This is a genomic window from Pseudomonas sp. GL_139_B, assembly GCF_057834475.1.
Map to the genome: position 1 here is coordinate 4,482,650 of NZ_CM174403.1, position 24,492 is coordinate 4,507,141.

Below are 24,492 nucleotides of genomic sequence, written 5' to 3' on the forward strand. Positions count from 1 at the left end.
GAATAAACGGAATTCTCACTCGGCCCGGTTCTTTTTCGGGCCCTGAAGCCGAAGTTGTTCCGGTGTATCGGGCAGGCGCTCGACCACCGCCAGCTTCTCCGGCACCTGACGTTTACGCCAGGCACGGAAAGCATTGAGTTCGTCGTCGAGCACTTTCATCAGCCAGGCCAACACAGCGATGTCGTCGAGCATGCCAAACACGGGGATGAAATCCGGAATGGCATCCACCGGGCTGAGGAAGTACATCAGGCCTGCAACTACCGAAATCAGCGCCTTCGGGCTGATGGCACGGTACTCCCCACGCCAATAAGCCAGACATAGTGCCTGCAACAAGCGCAGATCATCTTTAACCTTGCCCAAACGACTCCCCTGACTCGCACCTTTACTGGCGACCGCGAATAGAAGTGTTGGCAAGCGCCCGCGCGCTAGCAGGCGCCCGGCGAGTGGCAAGAATCGAGCGAAATTCCAGGGTGCTTTCATCATTCCTCCCACTGAAATGTTATCCACACAAATTGTGGATAACCTTGTGAACAGAGCTGTTTTTCACGGCTGAAAGCCCCGTTTCATAAGGGGCCAGCTCAGATCGGGCGTTTTTTACTCACATAAAAAAACCCAAGATTTCATTGACTTGGGACGCCCGCGCGGCTAGCACGGGCGTCCTCAATGGCTATGACTCCAGCGTACAGCAACCGTTCGCTTTGTTTACCGTCACTGAATGCCAGATGCAACAACGCCCCGCATAAGCGAGGCGTTGTTGTCAAAGCGGACGCAGATTACTTGGCGGCGTCTTCTTTGGCTGGATCTTTGATCGCCAGCAGTTCCAGGTCGAATACCAGCACCGAGTTGGCTGGAATCGCCGGGCTAGGGCTTTGGGCGCCGTAAGCCAGCTCGCTAGGGATGTACAGTTTGTACTTCTCACCCACGTGCATCAGTTGCAGGCCTTCGACCCAACCCGGAATCACACCGCTGACAGGCAGATCGATCGGGCTGCCGCGCTCGACGGAGCTGTCGAAAACGGTACCATTGGTCAGCTTGCCGGTGTAGTGAACAGTCACTACGTCAGTCGGCTTAGGCTGTGGGCCATCGGCTTTCTTTTCCACTTCGTATTGCAAGCCCGAAGCGGTGGTCACTACGCCGGCTTTCTTGGCGTTGTCTTCGAGGAACTTCTTGCCGGCAGCTGCCGACTCTTCGCTCATCTTGGCCATACGCTCTTCAGCACGCTTTTGCAGGGCGGCGAAGGCTTCGACCAGCTCCTCGTCTTTGAGCTTCTGCTCTTTCTTGCCGACGGCATCTTCGATGCCCTGGGCTACGGCTTTGGAATCCAGGTCATCCATGCCTTCCTGAGCCAGGCTTTTGCCCATGTTCAGGCCAATACCGTAGGAAGCTTTTTGCGCCGGAGTTTTCAGCTCTACGCTGGTCTGCGAATCACAACCCGCGAGTACCAAGCTAACCAGGGCCACCGCCGCCGCCAACCGATGCTGTTTCATGCTATTTCCTTGTTCATGCGCCTAAAGGGCAATCGAGTAAAGCCGCGAGCTTATCAGGCGGCCACGACCAATGGCTACCGGCATGAGAGCAGGATTTTTCTGATAAGTTCAGGTGTTTTAGCGCATTTCAGCCTTGGCCGCATGAAGCTTCTGTCATCTTGCACCTGCAACAGCTGATCCCGGATCCCACAGCATCTGGCGTAATGGCCTCTTGCCGCACCCCATACGCCAAGGCATAAAAGAGCTAAAAATTAACAAGGAAGTTTATCGTGCGCCTCTTATTCCGCCTGCTGATGCTGGTCGCTTTACTCTTTGGACTGGGCCTGGCCGTGGCTCTGTACTACGTTGCCAACCCGAAATTACCAACCTGGTCGCCCGCGCAGCAGGTGCATTACCTGGAGCAGTGGAGCGCTGAAGACCGCCAGACTTACTACTTCACCCCCCAAGGCACTCAGGTCAAAGGCTTGCGCTACGACTGGTTCACGGCCCTGGAACTGCCCTTCTCCCAGCAACGATTCGCTTCGCCCGACTACCTCGCTCGCTTTGGCTTCCTGATCGACCCCGGCCAGAAAGCCACGCCAAACAATCCAGGCAATTTGCCCGTAGGCTTTGCCCGTCACCAAAACCCAGGCAGTCAGGACGTGTTTCTGGACATCACCTGCGCCGCTTGCCACACCGGTGAGTTGCGCTTCAATGGCCAGGCGATCCGCATTGACGGCGGCTCGGCGCAACATGTTTTGCCTTCCAGTGTTCCTACGTTGAAAGGAGGCAGTTTCGGACAAGCGCTGGTCGCCAGTCTGACCTCGACTTACCTGAACCCCTGGAAATTTGAACGCTTCGCTCGCAACGTGCTGGCCGAGGACTACGACACCCGGCACCCACAATTGCGCAAAGACCTGAAAGCGTCTCTTGATACCTTCTTGAAAGTAGCCTGGAACGATACCCACCGCGGACTCTACCCCACCGAGGAAGGACCGGGCCGTACCGATGCCTTCGGGCGCATCGCCAACGCCACGTTCGGCGATGCGATTTCAGCCGACAACTACCGCGTGGCCAATGCCCCGGTGGATTATCCGCAACTGTGGGACATGTGGACGTTCGACTGGGTGCAGTGGAACGGATCGGCGCAACAACCCATGGCCCGCAACATCGGCGAATCCTTGGGTGTGGGTGCCACGCTGAGTTTCTTCGACGACAGCGGCCAACCGCTCAAAGGTGATAAGCGCTATCCGTCGAGTGTCCGGATACGCGACCTGCACCAGATCGAAGAAAGCCTGCAAAAGCTCAAACCACCCGCCTGGCCTGAAGAGTTACTCGGCACTGTCGACAAGCCGTTGGCGGTCAAAGGTCGCGAGTTGTTCAGCGAAAACTGCGCCGGCTGCCATTCCCCGCGCGTAGTCGAAAGTGACGGGCGCTGGGTGCAACATCTCAAAATGCTGCCCGTGGATTTCATTGGCACAGACCCGGGGGCTGCCAACAACATTGCCGATCATCGTTTCGACCTCTCCGCCTTGCAATGGGACTTGGCGGAACTCAAGCAGCTGGATGTGCACTTGCAGCCGACGCCCACTGAACCGCTGGATCTGAGCCAGCTGTCATCGGCCAAGGGGCTGGCCTACATCACTGCTTTCGTCGGAAACGCGCTTACCGCGACGCAAACATTCCTGCCGCCGAACAACCCGCCATGAATGGCTTCGGCCTGCCGATTGGCGTACGTGAGCTGCGCGCCTATAAGGCAAGACCATTGGCAGGCGTCTGGGCCACGGCGCCGTTTCTGCACAACGGTTCGGTACCGAGCATTTATCAGTTGCTCTCACCTCAAGATGAACGCGCAACGACCTTCTATAAAGGTACGTTCGAGTACGATCCCCAACATCTTGGCTATCGCACCGAGGCCTTCACCAATGGCTTCGTGTTCGACACGCGTATCACCGGTAATCACAACAGTGGCCACGAGTTCCGTGCCGGAAAGCGCGGCAATGGCGTGATTGGCCGCTTGTTGCAACCGCAGGAGCGCTGGGCGCTGCTTGAATACCTGAAAGTATTGGGTGGCCCCTTGGAGTCACAATTGCCATGAGTACACTCTGGATGCGCTTTGGCGCGTTTCTCGGCAAGTTCCTTCTGTGGTTACTTGGCCTTGGAGTCCTTGGCTGGGTGTTGTTCACGGCGTGGTTTGCCTGGCAGCACAGCGGACCGGTTTCGGTGCAAGAACTGATACCGGACGGCGAAGCCGCTATGACCCAGGACGTCATTCAAACAGCGGTGCGCATCGTCGATCAACACCGTGAAAACACCCGCTACCTGCGCGACGCCCACGCCAAGGCCCATGGCTGCGTGAAAGCCGAGGTTCAGGTGCTGCCGGACCTTTCAGAAGTACTGCGCCAAGGCGTGTTCGGTGAACCCGGCAAAACCTGGCAAGCGACAATGCGCCTGTCCAATGGCAACGCGTATCCGCAGTTCGACAGCATCCGCGACGCCCGGGGCATGGCGATCAAATTGCACGATGTGCGCGGCAAGCAGCTGCTCGCCGATCAACAGCACCGCGGTGAACAGGACTTTGTGATGTTCAGCCACCCGAATTTCTTCGTCAGCGATGTCGCCGAATATCGTCAGAATGTGGCGGCGCAGGCTGACGGCAAGAAGCTGACGGCGTTTTTTCCTGGCTGGGACCCGCGCACCTGGCAGGTTCGCCATCTGTTTATCGCCCTGGCGACACTATCCACTGCACCGCAAAGCCCGACACAGACGACTTATTTTTCGGTTTCGCCCTACAAGTTTGGTGAGGCCAATGCCAAATTTCGAGTGATGCCGGACCCTGATAGCTGCCCGACCTACACCCTTCCCTCGCAGAACCAGAAGTTGCCAAACTTCCTGCGTAATGCGCTGAACCAGCAATTGTCGACCGACCGGGTGCCAGCCTGCTTCGTCCTGCAAGTTCAACGTCAGGACCCAAGCCACTACATGCCCATTGAAGACGCCAGCATCGAATGGAGCGAAAACGATGCGCCGTTCGAGACGGTCGCGCGGATCAAACTGCCCGCTCAGGACTTCGATACCCCGGCGCTGAACCTGCATTGTGACAACCAGTCGTTCAACCCATGGTTTGGTCTTGAGGCTCATCGGCCGATTGGCGGCATCAACCGACTGCGCAAAGCGGTGTATGAATCCGTGAGTGATTACCGCCACAGTCGCAACGCTGAGCAATAAGCCAGCAAAAACGAAAAAAGCGGCCCGAAGGTCGCTCTCTCAGTGAAAATAGGGGATTTGCCAAATGCCAGACAGCAAAAAGCCCGCATTAAGCGGGCTTTCTGTGTGGTGACCTGGCGTTCAGCGTTCCAGATTACCGAATATGGCGCAGCGGACGGGACTCGAACCCGCGACCCCCGGCGTGACAGGCCGGTATTCTAACCGACTGAACTACCGCTGCGCGTAGCGTTGAAAGTGGTGGGTGATGACGGGATCGAACCGCCGACATTCTGCTTGTAAGGCAGACGCTCTCCCAGCTGAGCTAATCACCCTTTACCTTCGTTGCGGGGCACATTATGCCACATGTTTTCGTAAAGTGTTGATTTAATTGAATTATTTTTCAAATAAATCCGAAAACCGGTGAAACGATGCAACCTGCAGGAACAACGGACAATCTACAGACAGAAAAAAACCCGCGTTAGCGGGCTTTTCCGTGGTGACCTGGCGTTCAGCGTTCCAGGTTACCGAATATGGCGCAGCGGACGGGACTCGAACCCGCGACCCCCGGCGTGACAGGCCGGTATTCTAACCGACTGAACTACCGCTGCGCGTAACACTGAATGCGAATGGTGGGTGATGACGGGATCGAACCGCCGACATTCTGCTTGTAAGGCAGACGCTCTCCCAGCTGAGCTAATCACCCTTCACGTTCGGTGTGGCGCGCATTCTACGGAGCGACCTCACCTCTGGCAAGCACTTTTTTAAATAATTTTCTCAGGCCTTCCAAAGGCTTAGCGAAGGGTTGGCCTATGGCGCCGCTAAGAGAATAATGCCCCCCTTTGTATATAAGGAGAGACTTACCCCATGTGGTTCAAAAACCTGCTTATCTATCGCCTGACCCAAGATCTGCCTGTTGATGCCGAGGCGTTGGAAACTGCACTGGCCACCAAACTGGCGCGTCCATGTGCAAGCCAGGAGTTGACCACCTACGGTTTCGTCGCGCCATTCGGCAAGGGCGAAGATGCACCGCTGGTCCACGTCAGCGGCGACTTCCTGCTGGTCTCTGCACGTAAAGAAGAACGCATTCTTCCAGGTAGCGTCGTGCGCGACGCCGTGAAGGAAAAGGTCGACGAGATCGAAGCCGAACAAATGCGCAAGGTCTATAAGAAGGAGCGTGACCAGATCAAGGATGAAATCATCCAGGCGTTCCTGCCGCGCGCCTTTATCCGTCGCTCCTCGACTTTCGCCGCTATTGCGCCGAAACAGGGCCTGATCCTGGTTAACTCGGCCAGCCCGAAACGTGCCGAAGACTTGCTGTCGACCCTGCGTGAAGTGATCGGCACCCTGCCGGTACGTCCACTGACGGTAAAAATGTCGCCGACCGCCACCATGACCGAATGGGTCACCACCCAGAAAGCCGCGGACGACTTCTTTGTGCTGGACGAATGCGAGCTGCGTGATACTCACGAAGACGGCGGGATTGTGCGCTGCAAACGTCAGGACCTGACCAGCGAAGAGATCCAGCTGCACCTGAGCACCGGCAAAGTGGTCACTCAACTGTCGCTGGCCTGGCAAGACAAACTGTCTTTCGTCCTCGACGACAAGATGGTGGTCAAGCGCCTGAAGTTCGAAGACCTGCTGCAAGACCAGGCGGAACAGGACGGCGGCGAAGAGGCCCTGGGCCAACTGGACGCCAGCTTCACCCTGATGATGCTGACCTTCGGCGACTTCCTGCCGGCGCTGATTGAAGCATTGGGTGGCGAAGAGACTCCGCAGGGGATCTAAAAGCTTGTGATCTCAATTGTGGGAGCTGGCTCGCTCCCACATTGGTTTTTGTGGTGTTACTCATGATAAGGATAAGGCCATGCGCGCATTGGCTGCATTGAGTCGTTTTGTCGGCAACACCTTCGCTTACTGGGTACTGATTTTCGCGGTTCTGGCCTTCCTGCAACCGGCGTGGTTCATCGGCCTCAAGGGCGCAATTGTGCCACTGCTGGGGCTGGTGATGTTTGGCATGGGCCTGACCCTCAAACTTGAAGACTTCGCCGAAGTCGCTCGCCATCCATGGCGCGTGGCCCTGGGCGTGGTTGCGCATTTCGTGATCATGCCCGGTGTGGCGTGGTTGCTCTGCCAGGCGTTTCACTTGCCACCGGAAATTGCCGTCGGCGTGATACTGGTTGGTTGCTGCCCAAGCGGCACTTCCTCGAACGTGATGACCTGGCTAGCGCGCGGTGATCTGGCCCTGTCGGTGGCCATTGCCGCAGTTACCACCCTCCTCGCCCCATTGCTGACCCCTGCGCTGATCTGGCTGCTGGCGTCGGCCTGGTTGCCGGTGTCTTTCATGGAGCTGTTCTGGTCGATTCTGCAAGTGGTACTGCTGCCGATCATCCTCGGCGTGGTAGCTCAACGCTTACTGGGTGCCAAGGTTCGTCACGCGGTGGAAGTATTGCCGCTGATCTCGGTGGTGAGCATCGTGATCATCGTTACTGCCGTGGTGGCCGCCAGCCAGGCGAAGATTGCCGAGTCCGGCCTTCTGATCATGGCAGTAGTGATGCTGCACAACAGCTTCGGTTATCTACTGGGCTACTTCACCGGGCGTCTGTTCAAGCTGCCATTGGCCCAACGCAAATCGCTTGCGCTGGAAGTCGGCATGCAAAACTCCGGGCTGGGTGCTGCGCTGGCCAGTGCACACTTTTCGCCGCTGGCGGCGGTGCCAAGTGCTTTGTTCAGTGTGTGGCACAACATTTCCGGGGCGCTCCTCTCGACGTATTTCCGTCGAATGAGCGAGAAACAAGACCGGGAAATCGCTGCGCGGCAGGCAACCGAATAAGCCGAAAACTTGATCCCCAGGTTAATGATGGGCACTCTATGGCGCAACGCGAGGACGACCTCGCGGCTCGATCGAGTCATTAATCTGGGGACGACCCCGTCAATCGATGGAGGTCTTTCATGTCCTGGATCATTCTGTTTTTCGCCGGCCTGTTCGAAGTCGGCTGGGCCGTTGGCCTGAAGTACACCGACGGTTTCAGCCGCCCTCTGCCCACTGCGTTGACTGTTGCGGCCATGGCCATCAGCCTTGGCTTGCTGGGTCTTGCGATGAAGGAATTGCCGCTGGGCACGGCTTATGCGATCTGGACGGGCGTGGGTGCGGTCGGCACGGTGATCGCCGGGATTATCCTGTTTGGTGAATCGATGGCGCTGTTTCGACTGGCCAGTGTGGCATTGATTATTGCCGGGCTGATCGGCCTCAAGGTTAGTGCCTAGGCCATTGACGCCATCGCGGGCTTGCCCGCGATGAGGTCGCTACATTCACCGACTATTTAACGGTGCCGCGCAACTCGCCAACCATCGCTTGCAATGCCGCCGGCTCCGCCGCTTCAACCGCCACCGCCGGCCCCGCCACCAACGTCACCCGTGACCACAATCGACGAAACAGCCCCTTGCCCGGATCGCGGCTGAAGAAACTCCCCCACAACCCCTGCAACGCCAGCGGAATCACCGGCACCGGTGTCTCTTCAAGAATCCGCGTCAACCCTCCCTTGAACTCGTTGATCTCACCATTGGCGGTCAACTTGCCCTCAGGAAAGATGCACACCAGCTCACCATCCTTCAGATACTGGGCAATCCGCTTGAAGGCTCTTTCGTAGATTTGAATGTCTTCCTGACGCCCTGCGATCGGAATTGTCCCGGCCGTGCGAAAGATAAAGTTCAGCACCGGCAGGTTGTAGATTTTGTAGTACATCACAAAGCGAATCGGCCGACGCACTGCACCGCCAATCAGCAGCGCGTCGACAAAAGACACGTGATTGCACACCAGCAGCGCCGCGCCTACGTCGGGAATCAGCTCAAGATTGCGATGCTCCACGCGGTACATGGAATGGCTGAGCAGCCAGATCATGAAGCGCATGCTGAATTCGGGGACGATCTTGAAGATGTAGGCGTTGACGCCGATGTTCAGCAGCGACACCACCAGGAATAGCTGCGGAATCGACAGTTTGACCAGGCTCAACAAGATGATCGAGACAATCGCCGACACCACCATGAACAGCGCGTTGAGAATGTTATTGGCGGCAATCACCCGCGCCCGCTCGTTCTCGGCGGTGCGCGACTGAATCAACGCATACAGCGGTACGATATAGAAACCACCGAAGATTCCCAGGCCAAGGATGTCGATCAATACCAGCCAGGTGTGACCAAACCCAAGGACTTCGACCCAGCCATGGCCCGTCACGCTGTCTGGAATCCCGCCGGAATGCCACCACAGCAGCAAGCCAAACACGGTCAGACCGAACGAGCCAAACGGCACCAGGCCAATCTCGACTTTGCGCCCGGAAAGCTTTTCGCAGAGCATCGAGCCGAGCGCGATCCCCACCGAGAACACCGTCAGAATCAATGTCACCACGGTTTCGTCGCCGTGCATCCATTCCTTGGCATAGGCCGGGATCTGCGTCAGATAAATCGCCCCGACAAACCAGAACCACGAGTTGCCGACAATCGAACGCGACACGGCCGGGGTCTGCCCAAGGCCCAATTTCAAGGTGACCCAGGACTGGCTGAAAATGTTCCAGTTCAGGCGCATTTGCGGTGAAGACGCCGCCGCCCGTGGAATGCTGCAACTGGCCAGATAGCCGAGCACCGCAACCCCGATGATCGCGCCGGAGACGATAGGCGCGTAGTGACTGGACGACATCATGATCCCGGCGCCGATGGTCCCGGCGAGAATCGCCAGGAAGGTGCCCATTTCCACCAGCCCGTTACCGCCGACCAGCTCTTCTTCGCGCAGGGCCTGGGGCAGGATCGAGTACTTCACCGGCCCGAACAGCGCCGAGTGGGTGCCCATGGCAAACAGCGCCACCAGCATCAACGACAGATGGTTAAAGGTGAAACCGACCGCGCCGACCGCCATGATGACGATTTCGCCGAGTTTGATCAGACGGATCAGGCGGTCCTTGGCGAACTTCTCCCCGAACTGCCCGGCCAGTGCCGAGAACAAAAAGAACGGCAGGATAAACAGCAACGCGCAGAGGTTGACCCAGATCGAGCGGTCACCGTCGAGGGTCAGTTTGTAGAGAATGGCGAGGATCAATGACTGCTTGAAGAGGTTGTCGTTGAAGGCCCCGAGGGACTGGGTCACGAAAAACGGCAGGAAGCGCCGGGTGCGCAGCAAGTTGAACTGTGAGGGGTGACTCATCTTCCATGTGTCCCTGATGTTAGGTTGCGAGTGGCGTGGATACCGTTATTGGAATATCGAACGACGATCCAGGCCACACACTATCTAATCTTTCGCAGGTTATTTCTTTAATCCTGCAATGCACGGCGATACAAACAGTTCGCCCCGCCACGCGCCTTGCAACGTCCGCCGGGCAACGATCAGCCACATCACCGACAGCAGCGCCACCAGCACGCAGCCGAAGACACTGAAAAAGGTCAGGTTCAAGGTGCTGGCCAGTTTCAATGTTGCCAGTGAGTAGACCCCCAACGGGAAGGTAAACCCCCACCAGCCGAGATTGAATGGGATGCCGCCGCGCAGGTAACGCAAGGTAATCAGCACCGCGATCAGCATCCACCACAACCCAAAACCCCACAGCGTGATCCCGGCCACCAGCCCCAAGCCCGCAGCGATTTCACCGATACCTGGCAGGCCGTTGGCGGCGAAGATGGCTGGCGCGTCCGCCCCCAGCAGCAACATACCCAGCGCCCCAGTGCCAATCGGGCCCAATGCCAGCCAACTGGAGGCCGCCATGTTTTCGTGGGGCAGTTTATGCAGCGCCATGCGCAGCAACAAGATCGTCAAAATGCTGAAGGCTACCGGCAGGGAAAAGGCCCACAGCACGTAACTCGTCACCAGCATCACCAATTGCGAATGGGCATCCGCCAAGTGTGGCGCCAGCAGGCCACCGCTGGCAGCGGCGACTTCTGCAGCCACCACCGGCAACAGCCAAACGGCGGTCATCTGGTCAATGCTGTGTTCCTGACGGGTGAACATCATGTAGGGAATGAGCACGCCGCACGCCAGCGACATCGCCACATCCAGCCACCAGAGCATTTCGGCAATATGGATCACGCCGTCGCCCCAGCGCGGCAGGCCGAACACCAGAAAGCCGTTGATGATGGTCGCGAGGCCCATGGGAATGGTGCCGAAGAACATCGAGACTGTGGAATGGCCGAAAATCCGCCGGGCTTCGTCAAAGAACAGTACCCAGCGCGCCGCGTAAACAGCGGTGAACAACACGAACAGAAAAATATTGAACAGCCACAACCCTTCGGCGAACACACGCAAGCCGGGCATGGCGACAGGCAATTGCGCCAGCGCTAACGCGAGTACCCCGGTGCCCATGGTTGCGGCGAACCAGTTGGGCGTGAATTGACGGATGACTTCACGCGGGTGCTGCAATTGGCTGAACGGTTTGATACCGGTTTTGATGCTGTTGGTGCATGTCATGGCGAACTCCTGTCCTCAGGTGAGGTAGAGCCCATGGTAGAACCGAATCGAATATCTATATAACGGGTAATATCTCTATAACTTATCTGTTTTGCAGATATAGCGTTAAATGCTGCCTTCTGATTCGATCACCAGTATCCGCGCCACACCTTGCGGATGCGCCACATGCTCGGTGCCAACGGACGCATAAAAGATGTCGCCGACGTCCAGCAGTGCCTCCTTCTCGATGCCCTCTTCGCGATAACGCATCTGCACCTGCCCATCCAGCACCACGAATACTTCCTGGCCATCGTTGACGTGCCACTTGTAAGGCTGATCCGTCCAGTGCAACCGGGTGGTGATGCCGTTCATGTTGGCAATGTCCAGCGCACCCCAGGCACGATCAGCGGTGAAGGATTTGCTGCGGATGATCTTCATGGGGCGGTCCGTCGAAATGAATGGCGAGGCCAAGGCTAGCGATCAACGCGCATCAGCGCTACAAGCTTTCAACGAGCGTTGCCGCATCAAGGTCAGCAAAGCGCCGACGGAGAGCACGATCAGCACCGCGCCATAACCGTCGGTGGTCGCGACCAGGCCGAACGTACGCGTCAGGTTCCCCGCCAATAACGATGGCAAACAGAACGCCAGGTAGCTGAGCACATAAAACGCCGACATCAGACCCGCGCGTTCATGGGGTAGAGCCAACGGCACCAGACTGCGCACGGCCCCGAGAAAACCGGCGCCAAAACCACAACCGGCGACGAGCGTGCCGAGGAAAAACAACGGCAGGCTCGCGCCGTGCACGCCCAGTAAGACCAGGACGATCCCCGTCGGTAGCAGACTCGCCCCCCACTGCAGCGCCAACGCGGCAGGGCGATTGCGCAGGGTGAAAATCATCAGCGCCCCCGTCACCGTCAGCGCAGCAACGGTCGACCCGGCAATCAGGTTCGAAGTGGAACCGGTGGCCGCGCGCACCAATGACGGCGCGAGGGACGCATAAAAACCGCCGAGCGCCCACGTGGCGGTATTGAGCGGCAATACCCGCCATAAGGTGGTACGCGCCTGAACCGGTACATGTAGGGTCGGTCGCAACGACGCCAATGCCCCAGGCTGTCGCGAGACACTTTCCGGCAAACGCCAGATGTACATCGCCTGCAACGCAAACACGATGAGCAGCAGCCAATAGGTTAAATGCAACGGTGCCGGTGCAAATTCAGCGAGCAAACCACAGCCCAAACCACCCAGGGCCATGCCGAGCAACGGCGCAACACTGTTGATCAGCGGCCCTTGTTGGCGGTCTGTGTCCAATAGCGTTGCACTGAGCACGGCAGTCGCCATGCCGGTGGCAAACCCTTGCAACACCCGGGCACTAATCAGCCAAGCAACGCTGTCCGCGTGGATAAACAGCAACATCGCCAGACCATTCAGCACCACGGCGATGAAAATCACCGGTTTGCGTCCAAGGTGATCCGACAGTGAACCGACTGTCAGCAGCGCAGCCAGCAGGCTGAAGGCGTAGACGCCGAAAATCAGGGTCAGGGTGGCGGCCGAGAAGTGCAGTTGCTCCTGATACAAGCGATACAGTGGTGTCGGCGCCGTGGAGGCCGCCAGAAAACTGAGTAAAGTGATCGACAGAAACCACAGGCTTGCACGATTTGAACGGGAACTGGACATCGGCACACCCCACAAAAGCTAACTTTTTGCTTTTATGGAGTGTGCTACCGACTGGCTCTTAAAGCAAATTCTTTGTGTTAAGGTCCGATGCATGGCTTTTAGAGCTGGGGCTTTTGCCTTTACGGCAAGTCTCGGCGAGAACAGGACACAGGTAATGACAAGCTCCACTTTACGTCCCGGCGGCCGCAGCGCCCGGGTGCAGGAATCAATTCACAAGGCTGTGCGCGAATTGCTGGAAGAGCAGGACCGCACCACCGTGACCGTGCCGCAAATCGCTGCGCGCGCGGGGGTTACGCCGTCGACTATCTATCGGCGCTGGGGTGATTTATCGGCGCTGCTGGCAGACGTCGCCCTCGCACGCCTGCAACCGGAAACCGAGTCACCCAAAACCGGCAGCCTGTGCGGTGACGTGCAGGCCTGGGCGGAACAGTACCTGGACGAAATGAGCTCCGAACCCGGCCGCAACATGCTGCGCGACGTGCAAGCGAGCCTCAAGCCGAGCTATTGCGCGACGATCATTGGCGGGCAGTTACAGATGATTCTGGATCGTTATCCGAATGAGCCCAAACCGAGTGTCGATCGGCTGATCAACATGGTGGCGGCGCCTATCGTATTTCGAATCCTGTTTTCCGACGCGCCGTTGGAGGCTGGAGAGTTGCATCGATTGATCGAGATTGCGTTGAATCAGTAAGGCTCGCTCCCACAGTTGGAACGCTATCCCCTGTGGGAGCGAGCTTGTTCGCGATGAGGCAGGCACAGACAACCAAATTTTGACTGACACACAGCCTGCGACACCCCGCCACGCCACGACCTTGGTCGACACTGACTAACCTGGGCCATCGTGCGAGACTGTCTGACCGGGTGGGAGTCCCGGGGTCTTTTGTCTGGAGTTCCCATGTCGCTGTCCAGCGGGCTGATCGCCGCCGTCGCCCTGGCCTATATGGCCATCATGTTCGCCATCGCCTTTTACGGTGACCGTCGCAGCACGCCGTTGCCGCCGCGAATGCGCGCGTGGGTGTACAGCCTGTCGCTGGCAGTCTATTGCACCAGCTGGACGTTCTTTGGCGCCGTGGGCCAGGCGGCGGAACAGCTCTGGTCGTTCCTGCCGATCTACCTCGGGCCGATCCTGCTGCTGCTAGGCGCGCCGTGGGTCCTGCAAAAAATGGTGATGATCAGCAAGCAGGAAAACATCACCTCCATCGCCGACTTTATCGCTGCCCGTTATGGCAAATCCCAGTCGCTGGCGGTGGTGGTGGCGCTGATTTGTCTGGTCGGCGTGTTGCCTTACATCGCCTTGCAGCTCAAGGGCATCGTACTCGGGGTGAACTTGCTGATTGGCGCGGGCGCCGACGCCATGGGGGTCCGCGCCCAGGACACGGCATTGGTTGTGTCGCTGGTGCTGGCGTTATTCACCATTGTCTTCGGTACGCGCAACCTCGATGCTACGGAACATCACCGTGGCATGGTGCTGGCGATTGCGTTTGAGTCACTGGTCAAACTGTTCGCATTTCTCGCCGTCGGCGCGTTCGTCACGTTCGGCCTGTACGATGGTTTCGACGACCTGTTCGACCAAGCCATGCTCGCCCCCCGCCTCGAAGAATACTGGAAGGAAACCGTCAACTGGCCCTCGATGGTGGTGCAGACGGGCGTAGCGATGATGGCGATCATTTGCCTGCCCCGACAGTTCCACGTGACGGTGGTTGAAAACATTGATCCTCAAGATTTGCGCCTGGCCAAATGGGTGTTCCCGGCCTACCTGGCGTTGGCGGCGTTGTTTGTTGTACCGATCGCCCTCGCCGGTCAGATGATGCTGCCCAGTTCGGTGTTGCCAGACTCGTTCGTCATCAGTTTGCCGCTGGCCCAGTCTCACCCTGCCCTCGCCTTGCTGGCGTTTATCGGCGGTGCCTCGGCGGCGACCGGCATGGTGATTGTTGCCAGTGTGGCGTTGTCGACCATGGTCTCCAACGACATGCTGTTGCCGTGGTTGCTGCGACGCAACAACGCCGAGCGGCCGTTCGAAGTGTTTCGTCAGTGGATGCTCTCGGTGCGCCGCGTCAGCATCGTGGTGATTTTGCTGCTGGCCTACGTCAGTTATCGCCTGCTGGGCTCGACCGCCAGCCTGGCAACCATCGGCCAGATCGCCTTCGCCGCCGTGACGCAACTGGCCCCGGCCATGCTCGGCGCGCTGTATTGGAAGCAGGCCAACCGTCGCGGCGTATTCGCTGGCCTCGCCGCCGGGACGTTCCTGTGGTTTTACACGCTGATCTTGCCGATTGCTGCCCGTAGCCTCGGCTTGTCCCTAGAGAGTTTCCCGGGCCTGGCCTGGTTACACAGCAACCCGCTGCACCTGCCGATCACCCCGCTGACCCAAGGCGTGGTGCTGTCGCTGGCTGGCAACTTCACGCTGTTTGCCTGGGTGTCGGTATTGTCGCGCACACGGGTGTCGGAGCACTGGCAGGCGGGCCGTTTCATCGGTCAGGAAATCAGCGCCCGCCCCAGTGCCCGTTCGATGCTGGCGGTGCAAATCGACGATTTGCTGCAACTGGCCGCACGCTTCGTCGGCGAAGAACGGGCGCGTCAAAGCTTCATCCGTTTCGCCTACCGCCAAGGCAAAGGCTTCAACCCGAATCAAAACGCCGATGGCGAATGGATCGCCCACACCGAACGCTTGCTGGCGGGTGTACTCGGTGCGTCTTCGACGCGTGCGGTGGTAAAAGCCGCCATCGAAGGCCGGGAAATGCAGCTGGAAGATGTCGTGCGGATCGCCGACGAAGCGTCGGAAGTGCTGCAGTTCAACCGTGCCCTGCTGCAAGGCGCCATCGAAAACATCACCCAGGGCATCAGCGTGGTCGACCAGTCGTTGAAACTGGTGGCATGGAACCGGCGTTATCTGGAGCTGTTCAACTACCCGGACGGATTGATCAGTGTCGGGCGGCCGATTGCCGACATTATTCGCTACAACGCCGAACGCGGTCTGTGTGGCCCTGGCGAGGCGGAAGTCCACGTTGCCCGACGTTTGCACTGGATGCGTCAGGGCCGCGCCCATACCTCTGAACGACTATTCCCCAACGGGCGGGTGATCGAGCTGATCGGCAATCCAATGCCCGGTGGTGGTTTCGTCATGAGTTTCACCGACATCACCGCGTTCCGCGAAGCCGAACAAGCGCTGACCGAAGCCAACGAGGGCCTGGAGCGGCGGGTGGCCGAGCGCACCCACGAACTGTCGCAACTTAACGTCGCTCTGACCGAAGCCAAAGGAACCGCCGAGTCCGCCAACCAGTCGAAAACCCGCTTTCTGGCGGCTGTCAGCCATGACTTGATGCAACCACTGAACGCCGCGCGCCTGTTCTCCGCAGCGCTGTCCCATCAGGACGACGGCTTGTCTGGCGAAGCGCAGAAACTGGTCCATCACCTGGACAGCTCGTTGCGCTCGGCAGAGGACTTGATCAGCGACCTGCTGGACATTTCTCGCCTGGAAAACGGCAAGATCAACCCCGACATCAAGCCATTCGTGCTGAACGAACTGCTTGACACCCTCGGTGCAGAGTTCAAGGCGCTGGCTCAGGAACAGGAGCTGACCTTCCGTGTTCGGGGCAGCACGTTACGGGTCGACAGCGATATCAAACTGCTGCGACGTATTCTGCAAAACTTCCTGACCAATGCGTTCCGCTATGCCAAAGGGCCGGTGTTGCTCGGCGTTCGGCGGCGCAGGGGTGAGCTGTGCCTGGAGGTCTGGGACCGGGGACCGGGCATTGCAGAAGACAAACTGCAGGTGATTTTCGAAGAATTCAAACGCCTCGATAGCCACCAGACTCGCGCCGAGAAAGGTCTGGGATTGGGCCTGGCGATTGCCGATGGTTTATGTCGCGTGCTGGGTCACACGCTGCGCGTACGCTCCTGGCCTGGGCGCGGTAGCGTGTTCAGCGTCAGTGTGCCACTGGCCAAGGCACAAACCGTGGCACTGACACAGACTACCGAAGTTAACGGTCATGTGGTGACCGGCGCGCAGGTGCTGTGCATCGATAATGAAGACAGCATTCTGATCGGCATGAACAGCCTGCTGACGCGCTGGGGTTGTCAGGTCTGGACGGCACGTAACCGGGAGGAATGTGCAGCGCTGCTCAACGACGGTATGCGCCCGCAATTGGCGCTGGTGGATTACCACCTCGACCATGGCGAGACCGGGACCGAGCTGATGGCGTGGTTGCGCACTCAATTGGGGGAACCGGTGCCGGGGGTGGTGATCAGCGCCGATGGCCGGCCGGAGACCGTGGCGCAAGTGCATGCCGCAGGGCTGGATTATTTAACCAAACCGGTGAAGCCTGCGGCGTTAAGGGCGTTGTTGAGTCGGCATTTGCCGTTGTAGCGCGGCAGACTTTAGCCTTGCAGGGAAGCAATATTCGTCATCGCGAGCAGGCTCGCTCCCACAGAGTTTTGCGCAGTTCATGTGGGAGCGAGCCAGCTCGCGATGCTTTTCGGATTACTCCGGCAACTCGACCAAGCCATCCACATCGGTCATCGCCCTCTCCAGCAAATCTGCCGGCAAGCTCTTGCTAGCGCGCGCGCCGAGCAATTTCAGCTGCTCGCTACGACTGACCAGATTACCGCGGCCTTCTGTCAGCTTGTTGCGCGCAGAGCTGTAGGCTTTGTCCAGTTGCTGCAAGCGATTGCCGACTTCGTCCAGGTCCTGAATGAACAACACGAACTTGTCGTACAGCCACCCGGCACGCTCGGCGATTTCCCGGGCGTTCTGGCTCTGGCGCTCCTGCTTCCAGAGGCTGTCGATGACCCGCAAAGTCGCCAACAACGTGGTAGGGCTGACGATCACGATGTTGCGGTCGAACGCCTCCTGGAACAGCGTCGGTTCGGCCTGCAACGCTGCAGAAAACGCCGCTTCGATCGGCACGAAGAGCAACACGAAATCCAGGCTATGCAAGCCGTCGAGCCGTTTGTAATCCTTGCCGGCCAGGCCTTTGACGTGATTGCGCAGCGACAGTACGTGCTGCTTGATAGCGATTTGGCCAATGGCGTCGTCTTCGGCTGCCACGTATTGCTGATAGGCCGTCAGGCTGACCTTGGAGTCGACCACCACCTGCTTGTCGCCCGGCAGGTAAATAATCACATCCGGCTGGAAGCGCTCGCCGTCCGGGCCTTTGAGATTGACTTGGGTCTGGTACTCACGGCCCTTTTCCAGCCCCGCGTGTTCAAGCACTCGCTCAAGAATCAACTCGCCCCAGTTGCCCTGTGTTTTTTGCCCTTTGAGGGCACGCGTCAGGTTGGTGGCTTCGTCGCTCAAGCGCAGGTTCAGCTGTTGCAGGCGCTCCAGCTCCTTGGCCAGCGAGAAACGCTCGCGGGCTTCGGCCTGATAACTTTCCTCGACGCGTTTTTCGAAAGACTGGATGCGTTCTTTCAAAGGATCGAGCAACTGGCCCAGCCGCTGCTGACTGGTTTCGGCAAAGCGCTGCTCACGCTCATCGAAAATCTTGCCCGCCAGTTCAGCGAACTGCGCTCGCAGCTCGTCTCGCGACCCTTGCAGGTCACTGAGGCGCTGCTGATGGCTGTCCTGCTGCTCACGCAGCTCGGCGCTGAGTGAGGCCGCCAGCGTGTCCAGGCGACGCAACTCAGTCTCTTTACCGGCGCGCTCAATATTCCAGGCGTGAGCTGCATCGCGGGCGTCGTCGCGTTCAATTTGCAGCAGTTCGACTTCACGGCGCGCAGCGGCGAGGTCTGCCTGCCTGGCGGCGTTAACCTGGCTCAGATCACCGATTTCATCGCGGCTGGCGTCGAGCTGGGCATTCAAACCGTCCTGCGCTAACTGCGCCATGGCCAGACGCTCTTCCAGCAATGCTAGCCCGGCTTGCGAGACGCTCGCACGGCGCTGAATTTGCCAGGCCAGTACCAGTAACGGCAGACCAGCGCCCGCCAGACCGAGTAATAGGCTGGTCAAGTCCATTGCCATAGGGATTCCTGCCGATGAGATAAAGCTTGAAGGTTAACCAAGGCAAGCCGACTTGGACAGCTCAGTCTTCGATCAACCCCAGTTCCTGTTGGGCGCGCGCGTCCCCTGCTCGCGCGGCCTGGCGCAACAGATCCTGACCAATGCGCCGATCACGGGCGTTGCCGCATTCGCGACACATCAATTGCCCGAGGCGGCTTTGCGCGGCCACGACACCTTCACGGGCAGGCTGTTTGAGCAAGCGTCCGGCGAAGTGCTTGATGTTGGGGTTATCCCCAAGACGCGGACTGTCCAGCAGCCACTCGGCCACGCGCATCGAAAAGCGCTTGGGCGGGGTAACATTTGAGGGAGTGGAGGTAGCAGCGATTGATACTGAGCGAAACTTCATAAAGCACTGTGGGACAGATCGGAAGGCGCGCAACTCTACTCTTTTTTTCTTACAGGTAAAGCCCAAAAAATCCGGGCACGCCCGTCCTAGAGCAAGCGCTCGGGACAATCCACAGAAGCTGTGGATAACTCAGTGGACAACCGCCCTTGAACTCGCGCAAAGCCCTGTGGGACGGGGCTCGCAGTCAAACTGACGATTTTTTCACCAGTAAAAAAAAGCGATGTTTTTCATTGACTTAAATTTTCAATACAGGCACCCACTAGGACCGAGGGCTGAATGACAGTGGGGTTACAGTCTGCGCAACTTATGTGCACAACTGCCTTCGAGGCGGTTATATGTGCGCACTTTTGCGGCGCATATTTGTATGGATTCTGGGGATTAACCGGGAAAACCCTTGATCCAGGCAGATCGCGGTCCGATGAGCAACCATAACCAGCGGTCGGAATGTGAGCAATCGCAGTGCGCACTGCCAGCGCCGATTTATCTTTTTGGCTAACACACTTCCATTCTCAAATTCAATCCGTTACTATCCGCGGCGTTAGTACCAAGCTGAAAGTCAATTCTGGTCGAACAAATCCTCGCGGTCAGCCTTCCCTCAAGTGAAGCCTCCACCGACAAAACAGGATCGACCACCTCGATGGTTTCCAGGTAAACCTTGCGCCAACACAGCCTTCGAACAAATGCGAAGGGTGTTGCGAAGTTCACTTACTCTGACCGAACCAGCCTGCAAATTGATCAGGATCTTCACCCCGGGCCCAGAACCTTTGCCCTTGATGTGTTGCCTGCCCTCCTAAGTACCTACCTGCCAGCCCAAGCGCGCCAATTATCAGCGCTTCAAACTGGCTGCTTTGTTCCAGTCGGGTTCTTCGTTCGACCAATGGTGGTCGTCGTCACTGGAACGTTTTAACTTTGCACGGTTCTTATCCGTGTCGCTTGTAGGAACACCCAATAATGACTACTCAAATCCATACCCAGGATGCAATCCGCACCCTAACCAACGCTTTTGCACCAATGAACTGCCTGATCATGGCCGCTCGTAAAGGCTGCTTCAGCTTCACTCTGGTTAACGAACACGGCATCGCTCGACACAGCGAACGCCTGTACCCCGATCAATACTCCAGCGCAGAACCGCTGCAGGCCGTGATCGAGCGTACCCGCCAGGCATTGATTGCCTGAGACGCCAGAAAGACTGAAAACCTCAAAAGCCCTGCTCAAAAAGCAGGGCTTTTTATTGCCCGTTAGTTCTCTTTTCGCAAACAGCCGCTAAGCACTAACCGATATAACGGTTATAACTCGAAGCTGGAAATATTTTAAAAACAGACCTTTACGGCGCGAATATGACACTACACTTCAACTCAAGCGGCTTGTTCCGCTTCCGGCGAGCCTGATTCGATCCACCGCTGCCAACGCTCCCCTGTCAGGTATCGCCGCCTAATTCATCGAGGCCTTTATGGGTATCGCTGCCAGCGAACTGTGCCGTTATGTGATTCGTCCGACATTGATTTACCTCGGACGCCATAGCGCAACTGCCGAATCCTTGCTGCTGGGCATCGCCGCCAGTCAGTCGGCCCTTGGCTCCGCCCTGCACGACCGCCGCGGACACGGCCTGTACCGAATCGCCGAACCCCGCCACCAGGCACTTTGGGATCACTACCTGGCACTGGACCCCGAACGGGCGAGCCTTGTCCGCGGCCTGGCCAGCCAACATGCATTTCTTAGCGGGCCGCACCTGGAATTGACCGTTAACCTGCGTTACGCCACTGCCATCGCTTGGCTGCTGGTAGAAGAACAGAACACCCCCCTCCCCGCCGCCGACGACTTGTTAGGCATGGCCCGCATCTGGCGTCAGACCTTTCAGCCTCAAGGGCGTCTGCGCGATTTCACCAGCGCTTGGCAAACCTGTGTTTCACCCCTGAATCAGGTCGCTTGCTGACCCACCAATTTCACAAGATCGTGCAATTGGTCGCCAACCTGGTCGGATTGTCCTACAAAACCGCTCTAACTCAAGGCCTACAGCCTATGGCGCTGGGACGAAAATGTTGGTAATTTTCGCCCCGGTGATCACCAGGAGTTCTAATAATGAAAAAAGTAATGCTCAAAACCACCCTTAGCCTCGCCGTTACCCTGGCATCCACCCAGCTCTTTGCAAGTGGCTTTGCCCTCAACGAACAAAGCATCAGCGGGATGGGTACAGGTTTTGCCGGGCGATCTTCTTCTGCCGACGACGCATCCACCATTGCTGGCAACCCGGCCGGCATGTCCCGCATCAAGCGCGAACAAGTGACTGGCGGTGTTTCATTCATCGACGCGCACACTGACATCAGTGACGCCAGCTCCAGTCCGAATGGCGGTACCAACAAAGGTGACATGGTCCCTTTCATGGGCGTGCCGATGGGCTACTACGTCAAGCCAATCGACGACCACTGGGCATTCGGTATCGGTGTGTACGCACCGTTCGGTCTGGTAACCGACTACGAAAACGGCTTTGCCGGTCGTTACTTCGGTAGCAAGAGCGAAGTAAAAGTCGTCACCCTGCAACCGACTGTCAGCTACGCCTTCAACGACAAGGTTTCCATCGGTTTCGGTCCGACCATCAACCACATCAACGGCACCCTGGAATCGAACCTGTCGATCACCCAGGCCGCGCCAGATGGCAAGGTCAAGATCGACGGTGACGACACCGCGCTGGGCTACAACATCGGCGTACTGGTTCAAGCGACCGACAGCACTCGCGTCGGCCTGACTTACCACTCGAAAGTGAAGTACGAGCTCGAAGGTGACACCAAGGTCAGCTACAACGTACTGGGCCTGATTGGCCAGAACCCGAACCAGAAATACGACGCTTCGCTGGACGTGACCACGCCTGAATCGGTGGACTTCTCGGTCACTCACCAGCTCAACGACCAGTGGACTCTTTACGCAGGCAGCACCTGGACTCGCTGGAGCCGCCTGAAAGATATCACCGTCGAAAACAGCGGTGTTCCAACCGTCCTGAACGGCCAATTCGGTACCATCACCGAAGAGCAGAACTGGCACGACACCTGGGCTCACGCCATCGGCGCGGCCTACCAGCTGAACAAGCAATGGGTACTGCGTACCGGTCTGTCCGTTGACCAGGCACCGACCAACAACGTCGATCGTTCCCCACGCATCCCGACCGGCGATCGCACAGCGCTCAGCCTGGGCGCTGGCTGGAGCCCGACCGACGACCTGACCATCGATCTGGCGTATTCGTACCTGCGCGAAGAGTCGGTCAAGGTCAACAACAGCAACGACCGTGGCCAGACCTACAACGCCAAGTATGAAAACTCGGCAAACGGTTTCGGTCTCGGCGCGACTTACCGCTTCTGATGTTTCACGGCGAGCCTTAACCACTCGCCGACTAAATCAAAAAAGCCCCGCACTCTGCTACAGAGGCGGGGCTTTTTAGTGGGCGCTGATCAGGGTTGGGAAGCCAGGGCTTGCTCCACCGCTGCAATGAACTCGGGATCATCGGGCTTGGTCAGGCTGGAAAAATTGGCGATGACGTTGCCCTTGCGATCGACCACGTATTTGTAGAAGTTCCACTTCGGCGCACTGCTCTGTTTGGCCAGGACCTTGAACAGGTGCGTCGCGTCCTCACCTCGCACTGCCTGCGGCTCGGTCATGGTAAAGGTCACGCCGTAGTTCACGTAACAGACCTTGGCGGTCTCGGCGGTGTCCTTGGACTCTTGCTTGAAGTCATTCGACGGAACGCCAATCACCTCCAGCCCCTGCCCCTTGAAACGCTGATTGAGCGCCTCAAGGCCCTTGAACTGCGGGGCGAAACCGCAGTGGCTCGCGGTATTGACCACCACCAGTGGTTTACCCTCAAATCGCTGGCACAGGTCGATGGATTCCTTGGCGCGCAGCTTCTGCAATGAGCCTTGCAACAGCTCCGGGCACTCGTCCGCGTGAGCCAGCCCGGTCAACGCCACCAGCAACGCGGGGACTGCAATCCAGCGCATCAGCATGTCGGTGCATCCTTGATAAGTCGTCAAAATCGAAGTTACTCGCCCTCACTGCTCGCTAGCAAGCACCCATGCCCAACTGCATCAGCGCCAGCCCGCCCTGATGCCAGCCCCACCACGACAACGCCAGCAGCAAGGCGCAGACGGCCGCTACAGCGATTCGCGGCCAAAGACTGTTCATATCGCACTCATCTGTGATTGCAGACGCGCTACCGGCCGCTCACGCACCGGCCAGTTCAGGGCAGCTGCCAACAGGCTCAAGAGAATTGCCACTTGCCAGATCAAGTCATAGCTCCCGGTTCGGTCATACACCACTCCGCCCAACCAGCCGCCGAGAAACGAGCCGAGCTGATGAAACAGGAAAACAATCCCACCGAGCATGGACAGGTTTCGCACACCGAACAAGGTCGCCACGGTGCCGTTGGTCAATGGCACCGTCGACAGCCACAGAAACCCCATGGCCATGCCGAACAGGTACGCCGTGGTCGTTGTCACGGGCGCCCACAGGAACAGTGCAATCACCACCGCCCTCAGCAAGTACAAGCCGGTCAGCAAGCGCGGTTTCGACATACGCCCGCCGAGCCAGCCGGCGGTGTAGGTACCAAAGATGTTGAACAACCCGATCAGCGCCAACACCGTGGTGCCGACGGTGGCCGGAAGATGTTGATCGACCAGATAAGCCGGCAAATGCACGCCGATGAACACCACCTGGAAACCGCATACGAAGAAGCCGAACGCCAACAACCAAAACCCGGAGTGGGAGCAGGCTTCATGTAGCGCTTCGGAGAGGGTTTGTTCATGGCCCATGACAGGCAATGGTTTGTCCTTGAGCATGCTCACCAGCGGCACGATCAACGCCACCAACAGGCCCAGCACCAGCAACGCGGCGGACCAGCCGAGCCAACCGATCAAGCCCAACGTGCCCGGTAACATCGCGAACTGACCGAATGAACCGGCCGCACTGGCGATGCCCATACCCATGCTGCGCTTCTCGGGCGGCACCGCACGGCCGACCACGCCGAGGATCACCGAGAACGAGGTGCCGGACAGGCCGATGCCGATCAACAGGCCTGCGCTCAGGGACAGGGTCACGGCGGAATCAGACAGCCCCATGCATACCAGGCCCAGGGCATACAGCACGCCACCGATCAGCACTACTTTGGCCGCACCGAAGCGGTCGGCCAGCGCACCGGTGAAGGGCTGCGCCAGGCCCCAGATCAGATTCTGCAAGGCGATGGCAAACGCAAAAGTCTGCCGCCCCCAGCCGAATTCGGCACTCATCGGCGCCAGAAACAGCCCGAAGCCGTGACGCACGCCCAAAGACAACGCAAGGATCAGCGCACTCCCCAACAACACCCAACCGCAAGTACGCCACATCGATGTCATTTCTT

The 24,492-nt window shown here is 58.4% G+C and carries 20 protein-coding genes, 4 tRNA genes and 1 pseudogene; 10 read left to right on the top strand and 15 right to left on the bottom strand.

Annotated elements, in window-relative coordinates:
- Positions 1-15: 15 nt before the first annotated feature.
- Positions 16-480, bottom strand: coding sequence for a YkvA family protein (locus AC3ISI_RS20445; protein ID WP_489333533.1), 465 nt, complete (start codon positions 478-480; stop codon positions 16-18).
- Positions 481-773: 293 nt separating this feature from the next.
- On the bottom strand, positions 774-1,487 hold the full coding sequence (bamJ, locus tag AC3ISI_RS20450; RefSeq protein ID WP_452627570.1) for a BamJ family beta-barrel-assembly machinery protein: 714 nt from the start codon (positions 1,485-1,487) through the stop codon (positions 774-776).
- A gap of 269 nt (positions 1,488-1,756) precedes the next feature.
- On the opposite strand from bamJ, the pseudogene AC3ISI_RS20455 reads away from it, so the two are divergent.
- A pseudogene (locus AC3ISI_RS20455) lies at positions 1,757-3,564 on the top strand (di-heme-cytochrome C peroxidase).
- Positions 3,561-4,694 (top strand): catalase family protein, encoded by a 1,134-nt coding sequence (locus AC3ISI_RS20460; RefSeq protein WP_489333534.1) that lies wholly within the window; start codon positions 3,561-3,563, stop codon positions 4,692-4,694. Before AC3ISI_RS20455 ends, AC3ISI_RS20460 begins: the two are co-directional and overlap by 4 nt.
- Before the next feature lie 143 nt (positions 4,695-4,837).
- On the opposite strand, the gene AC3ISI_RS20465 is transcribed toward AC3ISI_RS20460, so the two are convergent.
- The 4 genes from AC3ISI_RS20465 to AC3ISI_RS20480 all read right to left on the bottom strand — a co-directional run bounded on the left by AC3ISI_RS20465 (position 4,838) and on the right by AC3ISI_RS20480 (position 5,376).
- Positions 4,838-4,914 (bottom strand) — tRNA-Asp (locus AC3ISI_RS20465).
- 15 nt (positions 4,915-4,929) lie between these two features.
- A tRNA-Val gene (locus AC3ISI_RS20470) sits at positions 4,930-5,005 on the bottom strand.
- A 199-nt stretch (positions 5,006-5,204) separates the two neighbouring features.
- A tRNA-Asp gene (locus AC3ISI_RS20475) sits at positions 5,205-5,281 on the bottom strand.
- A gap of 19 nt (positions 5,282-5,300) precedes the next feature.
- Positions 5,301-5,376: transfer RNA gene (locus AC3ISI_RS20480), tRNA-Val, on the bottom strand.
- 161 nt (positions 5,377-5,537) lie between these two features.
- Here AC3ISI_RS20480 and rdgC point away from each other — a divergent pair.
- The 3 genes from rdgC to sugE all read left to right on the top strand — a co-directional run bounded on the left by rdgC (position 5,538) and on the right by sugE (position 7,937).
- Positions 5,538-6,458, top strand: a complete 921-nt coding sequence (gene rdgC / locus AC3ISI_RS20485; RefSeq protein ID WP_489333535.1) for a recombination-associated protein RdgC — start codon at positions 5,538-5,540, stop codon at positions 6,456-6,458.
- A 79-nt stretch (positions 6,459-6,537) separates the two neighbouring features.
- Positions 6,538-7,503: a bile acid:sodium symporter family protein gene (locus AC3ISI_RS20490; RefSeq protein WP_489333536.1), complete on the top strand. Its 966-nt coding sequence runs from the start codon at positions 6,538-6,540 to the stop codon at positions 7,501-7,503.
- A gap of 119 nt (positions 7,504-7,622) precedes the next feature.
- A complete protein-coding gene (sugE, locus tag AC3ISI_RS20495) occupies positions 7,623-7,937 on the top strand; it encodes a quaternary ammonium compound efflux SMR transporter SugE (RefSeq protein ID WP_010456757.1) in 315 nt (104 codons plus the stop codon).
- A gap of 52 nt (positions 7,938-7,989) precedes the next feature.
- Here sugE and AC3ISI_RS20500 read toward each other — a convergent pair whose 3' ends face one another.
- From AC3ISI_RS20500 to AC3ISI_RS20515, 4 genes are all read right to left on the bottom strand, one after another.
- Positions 7,990-9,864: an MFS transporter gene (locus AC3ISI_RS20500; RefSeq protein WP_489333537.1), complete on the bottom strand. Its 1,875-nt coding sequence runs from the start codon at positions 9,862-9,864 to the stop codon at positions 7,990-7,992.
- 99 nt (positions 9,865-9,963) lie between these two features.
- Positions 9,964-11,115 (bottom strand): TDT family transporter, encoded by a 1,152-nt coding sequence (locus AC3ISI_RS20505; RefSeq protein WP_489333538.1) that lies wholly within the window; start codon positions 11,113-11,115, stop codon positions 9,964-9,966.
- Between the two features lie 105 nt (positions 11,116-11,220).
- On the bottom strand, positions 11,221-11,532 hold the full coding sequence (locus AC3ISI_RS20510) for a cupin domain-containing protein (RefSeq protein WP_489333539.1): 312 nt from the start codon (positions 11,530-11,532) through the stop codon (positions 11,221-11,223).
- Positions 11,533-11,574: 42 nt separating this feature from the next.
- The gene (locus AC3ISI_RS20515; protein WP_489333540.1) at positions 11,575-12,768 is read right to left on the bottom strand and encodes an MFS transporter; all 1,194 of its coding nucleotides are present in this window, start codon (positions 12,766-12,768) and stop codon (positions 11,575-11,577) included.
- Positions 12,769-12,922: 154 nt separating this feature from the next.
- Between AC3ISI_RS20515 and AC3ISI_RS20520 the strand changes: the two genes are divergently transcribed.
- Together AC3ISI_RS20520 and AC3ISI_RS20525 are read left to right on the top strand one after the other, a co-directional pair.
- Complete coding sequence (locus tag AC3ISI_RS20520; protein ID WP_489333541.1) at positions 12,923-13,459, top strand: TetR/AcrR family transcriptional regulator; 537 nt, start codon at positions 12,923-12,925, stop codon at positions 13,457-13,459.
- Between the two features lie 204 nt (positions 13,460-13,663).
- Positions 13,664-17,134, top strand: a complete 3,471-nt coding sequence (locus AC3ISI_RS20525; protein WP_489333542.1) for a hybrid sensor histidine kinase/response regulator — start codon at positions 13,664-13,666, stop codon at positions 17,132-17,134.
- A gap of 114 nt (positions 17,135-17,248) precedes the next feature.
- Here AC3ISI_RS20525 and AC3ISI_RS20530 read toward each other — a convergent pair whose 3' ends face one another.
- Positions 17,249-18,613 carry a DNA recombination protein RmuC gene (locus tag AC3ISI_RS20530; RefSeq protein WP_489337760.1) on the bottom strand — a complete coding sequence of 455 codons (1,365 nt, stop codon included), beginning with the start codon at positions 18,611-18,613 and terminating at the stop codon, positions 17,249-17,251.
- Between the two features lie 175 nt (positions 18,614-18,788).
- On the bottom strand, positions 18,789-19,112 hold the full coding sequence (locus AC3ISI_RS20535) for a sel1 repeat family protein (RefSeq protein ID WP_489333543.1): 324 nt from the start codon (positions 19,110-19,112) through the stop codon (positions 18,789-18,791).
- Positions 19,113-20,063: 951 nt separating this feature from the next.
- On the opposite strand from AC3ISI_RS20535, the gene AC3ISI_RS20540 reads away from it, so the two are divergent.
- The 3 genes from AC3ISI_RS20540 (at position 20,064) to AC3ISI_RS20550 (ending at position 22,463) form a co-directional block, all read left to right on the top strand.
- A complete protein-coding gene (locus AC3ISI_RS20540) occupies positions 20,064-20,288 on the top strand; it encodes a hypothetical protein (protein ID WP_007945191.1) in 225 nt (74 codons plus the stop codon).
- 274 nt (positions 20,289-20,562) lie between these two features.
- The gene (locus tag AC3ISI_RS20545) at positions 20,563-21,045 is read left to right on the top strand and encodes a hypothetical protein (protein WP_150778613.1); all 483 of its coding nucleotides are present in this window, start codon (positions 20,563-20,565) and stop codon (positions 21,043-21,045) included.
- Between the two features lie 146 nt (positions 21,046-21,191).
- Complete coding sequence (locus AC3ISI_RS20550) at positions 21,192-22,463, top strand: OmpP1/FadL family transporter (protein WP_489333544.1); 1,272 nt, start codon at positions 21,192-21,194, stop codon at positions 22,461-22,463.
- An 89-nt stretch (positions 22,464-22,552) separates the two neighbouring features.
- Here AC3ISI_RS20550 and AC3ISI_RS20555 read toward each other — a convergent pair whose 3' ends face one another.
- From AC3ISI_RS20555 to AC3ISI_RS20565, 3 genes are read right to left on the bottom strand one after another with little or no spacing between them, the layout of a single operon-like run.
- Positions 22,553-23,104, bottom strand: a complete 552-nt coding sequence (locus AC3ISI_RS20555) for a glutathione peroxidase (protein WP_489333545.1) — start codon at positions 23,102-23,104, stop codon at positions 22,553-22,555.
- Between the two features lie 55 nt (positions 23,105-23,159).
- Complete coding sequence (locus AC3ISI_RS20560) at positions 23,160-23,282, bottom strand: hypothetical protein (RefSeq protein WP_007977581.1); 123 nt, start codon at positions 23,280-23,282, stop codon at positions 23,160-23,162.
- A complete protein-coding gene (locus AC3ISI_RS20565) occupies positions 23,279-24,487 on the bottom strand; it encodes an MFS transporter (RefSeq protein WP_489333546.1) in 1,209 nt (402 codons plus the stop codon). Before AC3ISI_RS20565 ends, AC3ISI_RS20560 begins: the two co-directional genes overlap by 4 nt.
- Positions 24,488-24,492 lie beyond the last annotated feature (5 nt).

Bases quoted from the DNA above. Each gene is read 5' to 3' on its own strand.
- AC3ISI_RS20555 (WP_489333545.1), bottom strand. From the start codon at position 23,104: ATGCTGATGCGCTGGATTGCAGTCCCCGCGTTGCTGGTGGCGTTGACC.
- AC3ISI_RS20460 (WP_489333534.1), top strand. From the start codon at position 3,561: ATGAGTACACTCTGGATGCGCTTTGGCGCGTTTCTCGGCAAGTTCCTT.
- AC3ISI_RS20535 (WP_489333543.1), bottom strand. From the start codon at position 19,112: ATGAAGTTTCGCTCAGTATCAATCGCTGCTACCTCCACTCCCTCAAAT.
- AC3ISI_RS20540 (WP_007945191.1), top strand. From the start codon at position 20,064: ATGACTACTCAAATCCATACCCAGGATGCAATCCGCACCCTAACCAAC.
- AC3ISI_RS20515 (WP_489333540.1), bottom strand. From the start codon at position 12,768: ATGTCCAGTTCCCGTTCAAATCGTGCAAGCCTGTGGTTTCTGTCGATC.
- AC3ISI_RS20525 (WP_489333542.1), top strand. From the start codon at position 13,664: ATGTCGCTGTCCAGCGGGCTGATCGCCGCCGTCGCCCTGGCCTATATG.
- AC3ISI_RS20520 (WP_489333541.1), top strand. From the start codon at position 12,923: ATGACAAGCTCCACTTTACGTCCCGGCGGCCGCAGCGCCCGGGTGCAG.
- AC3ISI_RS20500 (WP_489333537.1), bottom strand. From the start codon at position 9,864: ATGAGTCACCCCTCACAGTTCAACTTGCTGCGCACCCGGCGCTTCCTG.
- AC3ISI_RS20560 (WP_007977581.1), bottom strand. From the start codon at position 23,282: ATGAACAGTCTTTGGCCGCGAATCGCTGTAGCGGCCGTCTGCGCCTTG.
- rdgC (WP_489333535.1), top strand. From the start codon at position 5,538: ATGTGGTTCAAAAACCTGCTTATCTATCGCCTGACCCAAGATCTGCCT.
- AC3ISI_RS20510 (WP_489333539.1), bottom strand. From the start codon at position 11,532: ATGAAGATCATCCGCAGCAAATCCTTCACCGCTGATCGTGCCTGGGGT.
- AC3ISI_RS20565 (WP_489333546.1), bottom strand. From the start codon at position 24,487: ATGACATCGATGTGGCGTACTTGCGGTTGGGTGTTGTTGGGGAGTGCG.
- AC3ISI_RS20545 (WP_150778613.1), top strand. From the start codon at position 20,563: ATGGGTATCGCTGCCAGCGAACTGTGCCGTTATGTGATTCGTCCGACA.
- sugE (WP_010456757.1), top strand. From the start codon at position 7,623: ATGTCCTGGATCATTCTGTTTTTCGCCGGCCTGTTCGAAGTCGGCTGG.
- AC3ISI_RS20505 (WP_489333538.1), bottom strand. From the start codon at position 11,115: ATGACATGCACCAACAGCATCAAAACCGGTATCAAACCGTTCAGCCAA.
- AC3ISI_RS20490 (WP_489333536.1), top strand. From the start codon at position 6,538: ATGCGCGCATTGGCTGCATTGAGTCGTTTTGTCGGCAACACCTTCGCT.
- AC3ISI_RS20550 (WP_489333544.1), top strand. From the start codon at position 21,192: ATGAAAAAAGTAATGCTCAAAACCACCCTTAGCCTCGCCGTTACCCTG.
- bamJ (WP_452627570.1), bottom strand. From the start codon at position 1,487: ATGAAACAGCATCGGTTGGCGGCGGCGGTGGCCCTGGTTAGCTTGGTA.
- AC3ISI_RS20445 (WP_489333533.1), bottom strand. From the start codon at position 480: ATGAAAGCACCCTGGAATTTCGCTCGATTCTTGCCACTCGCCGGGCGC.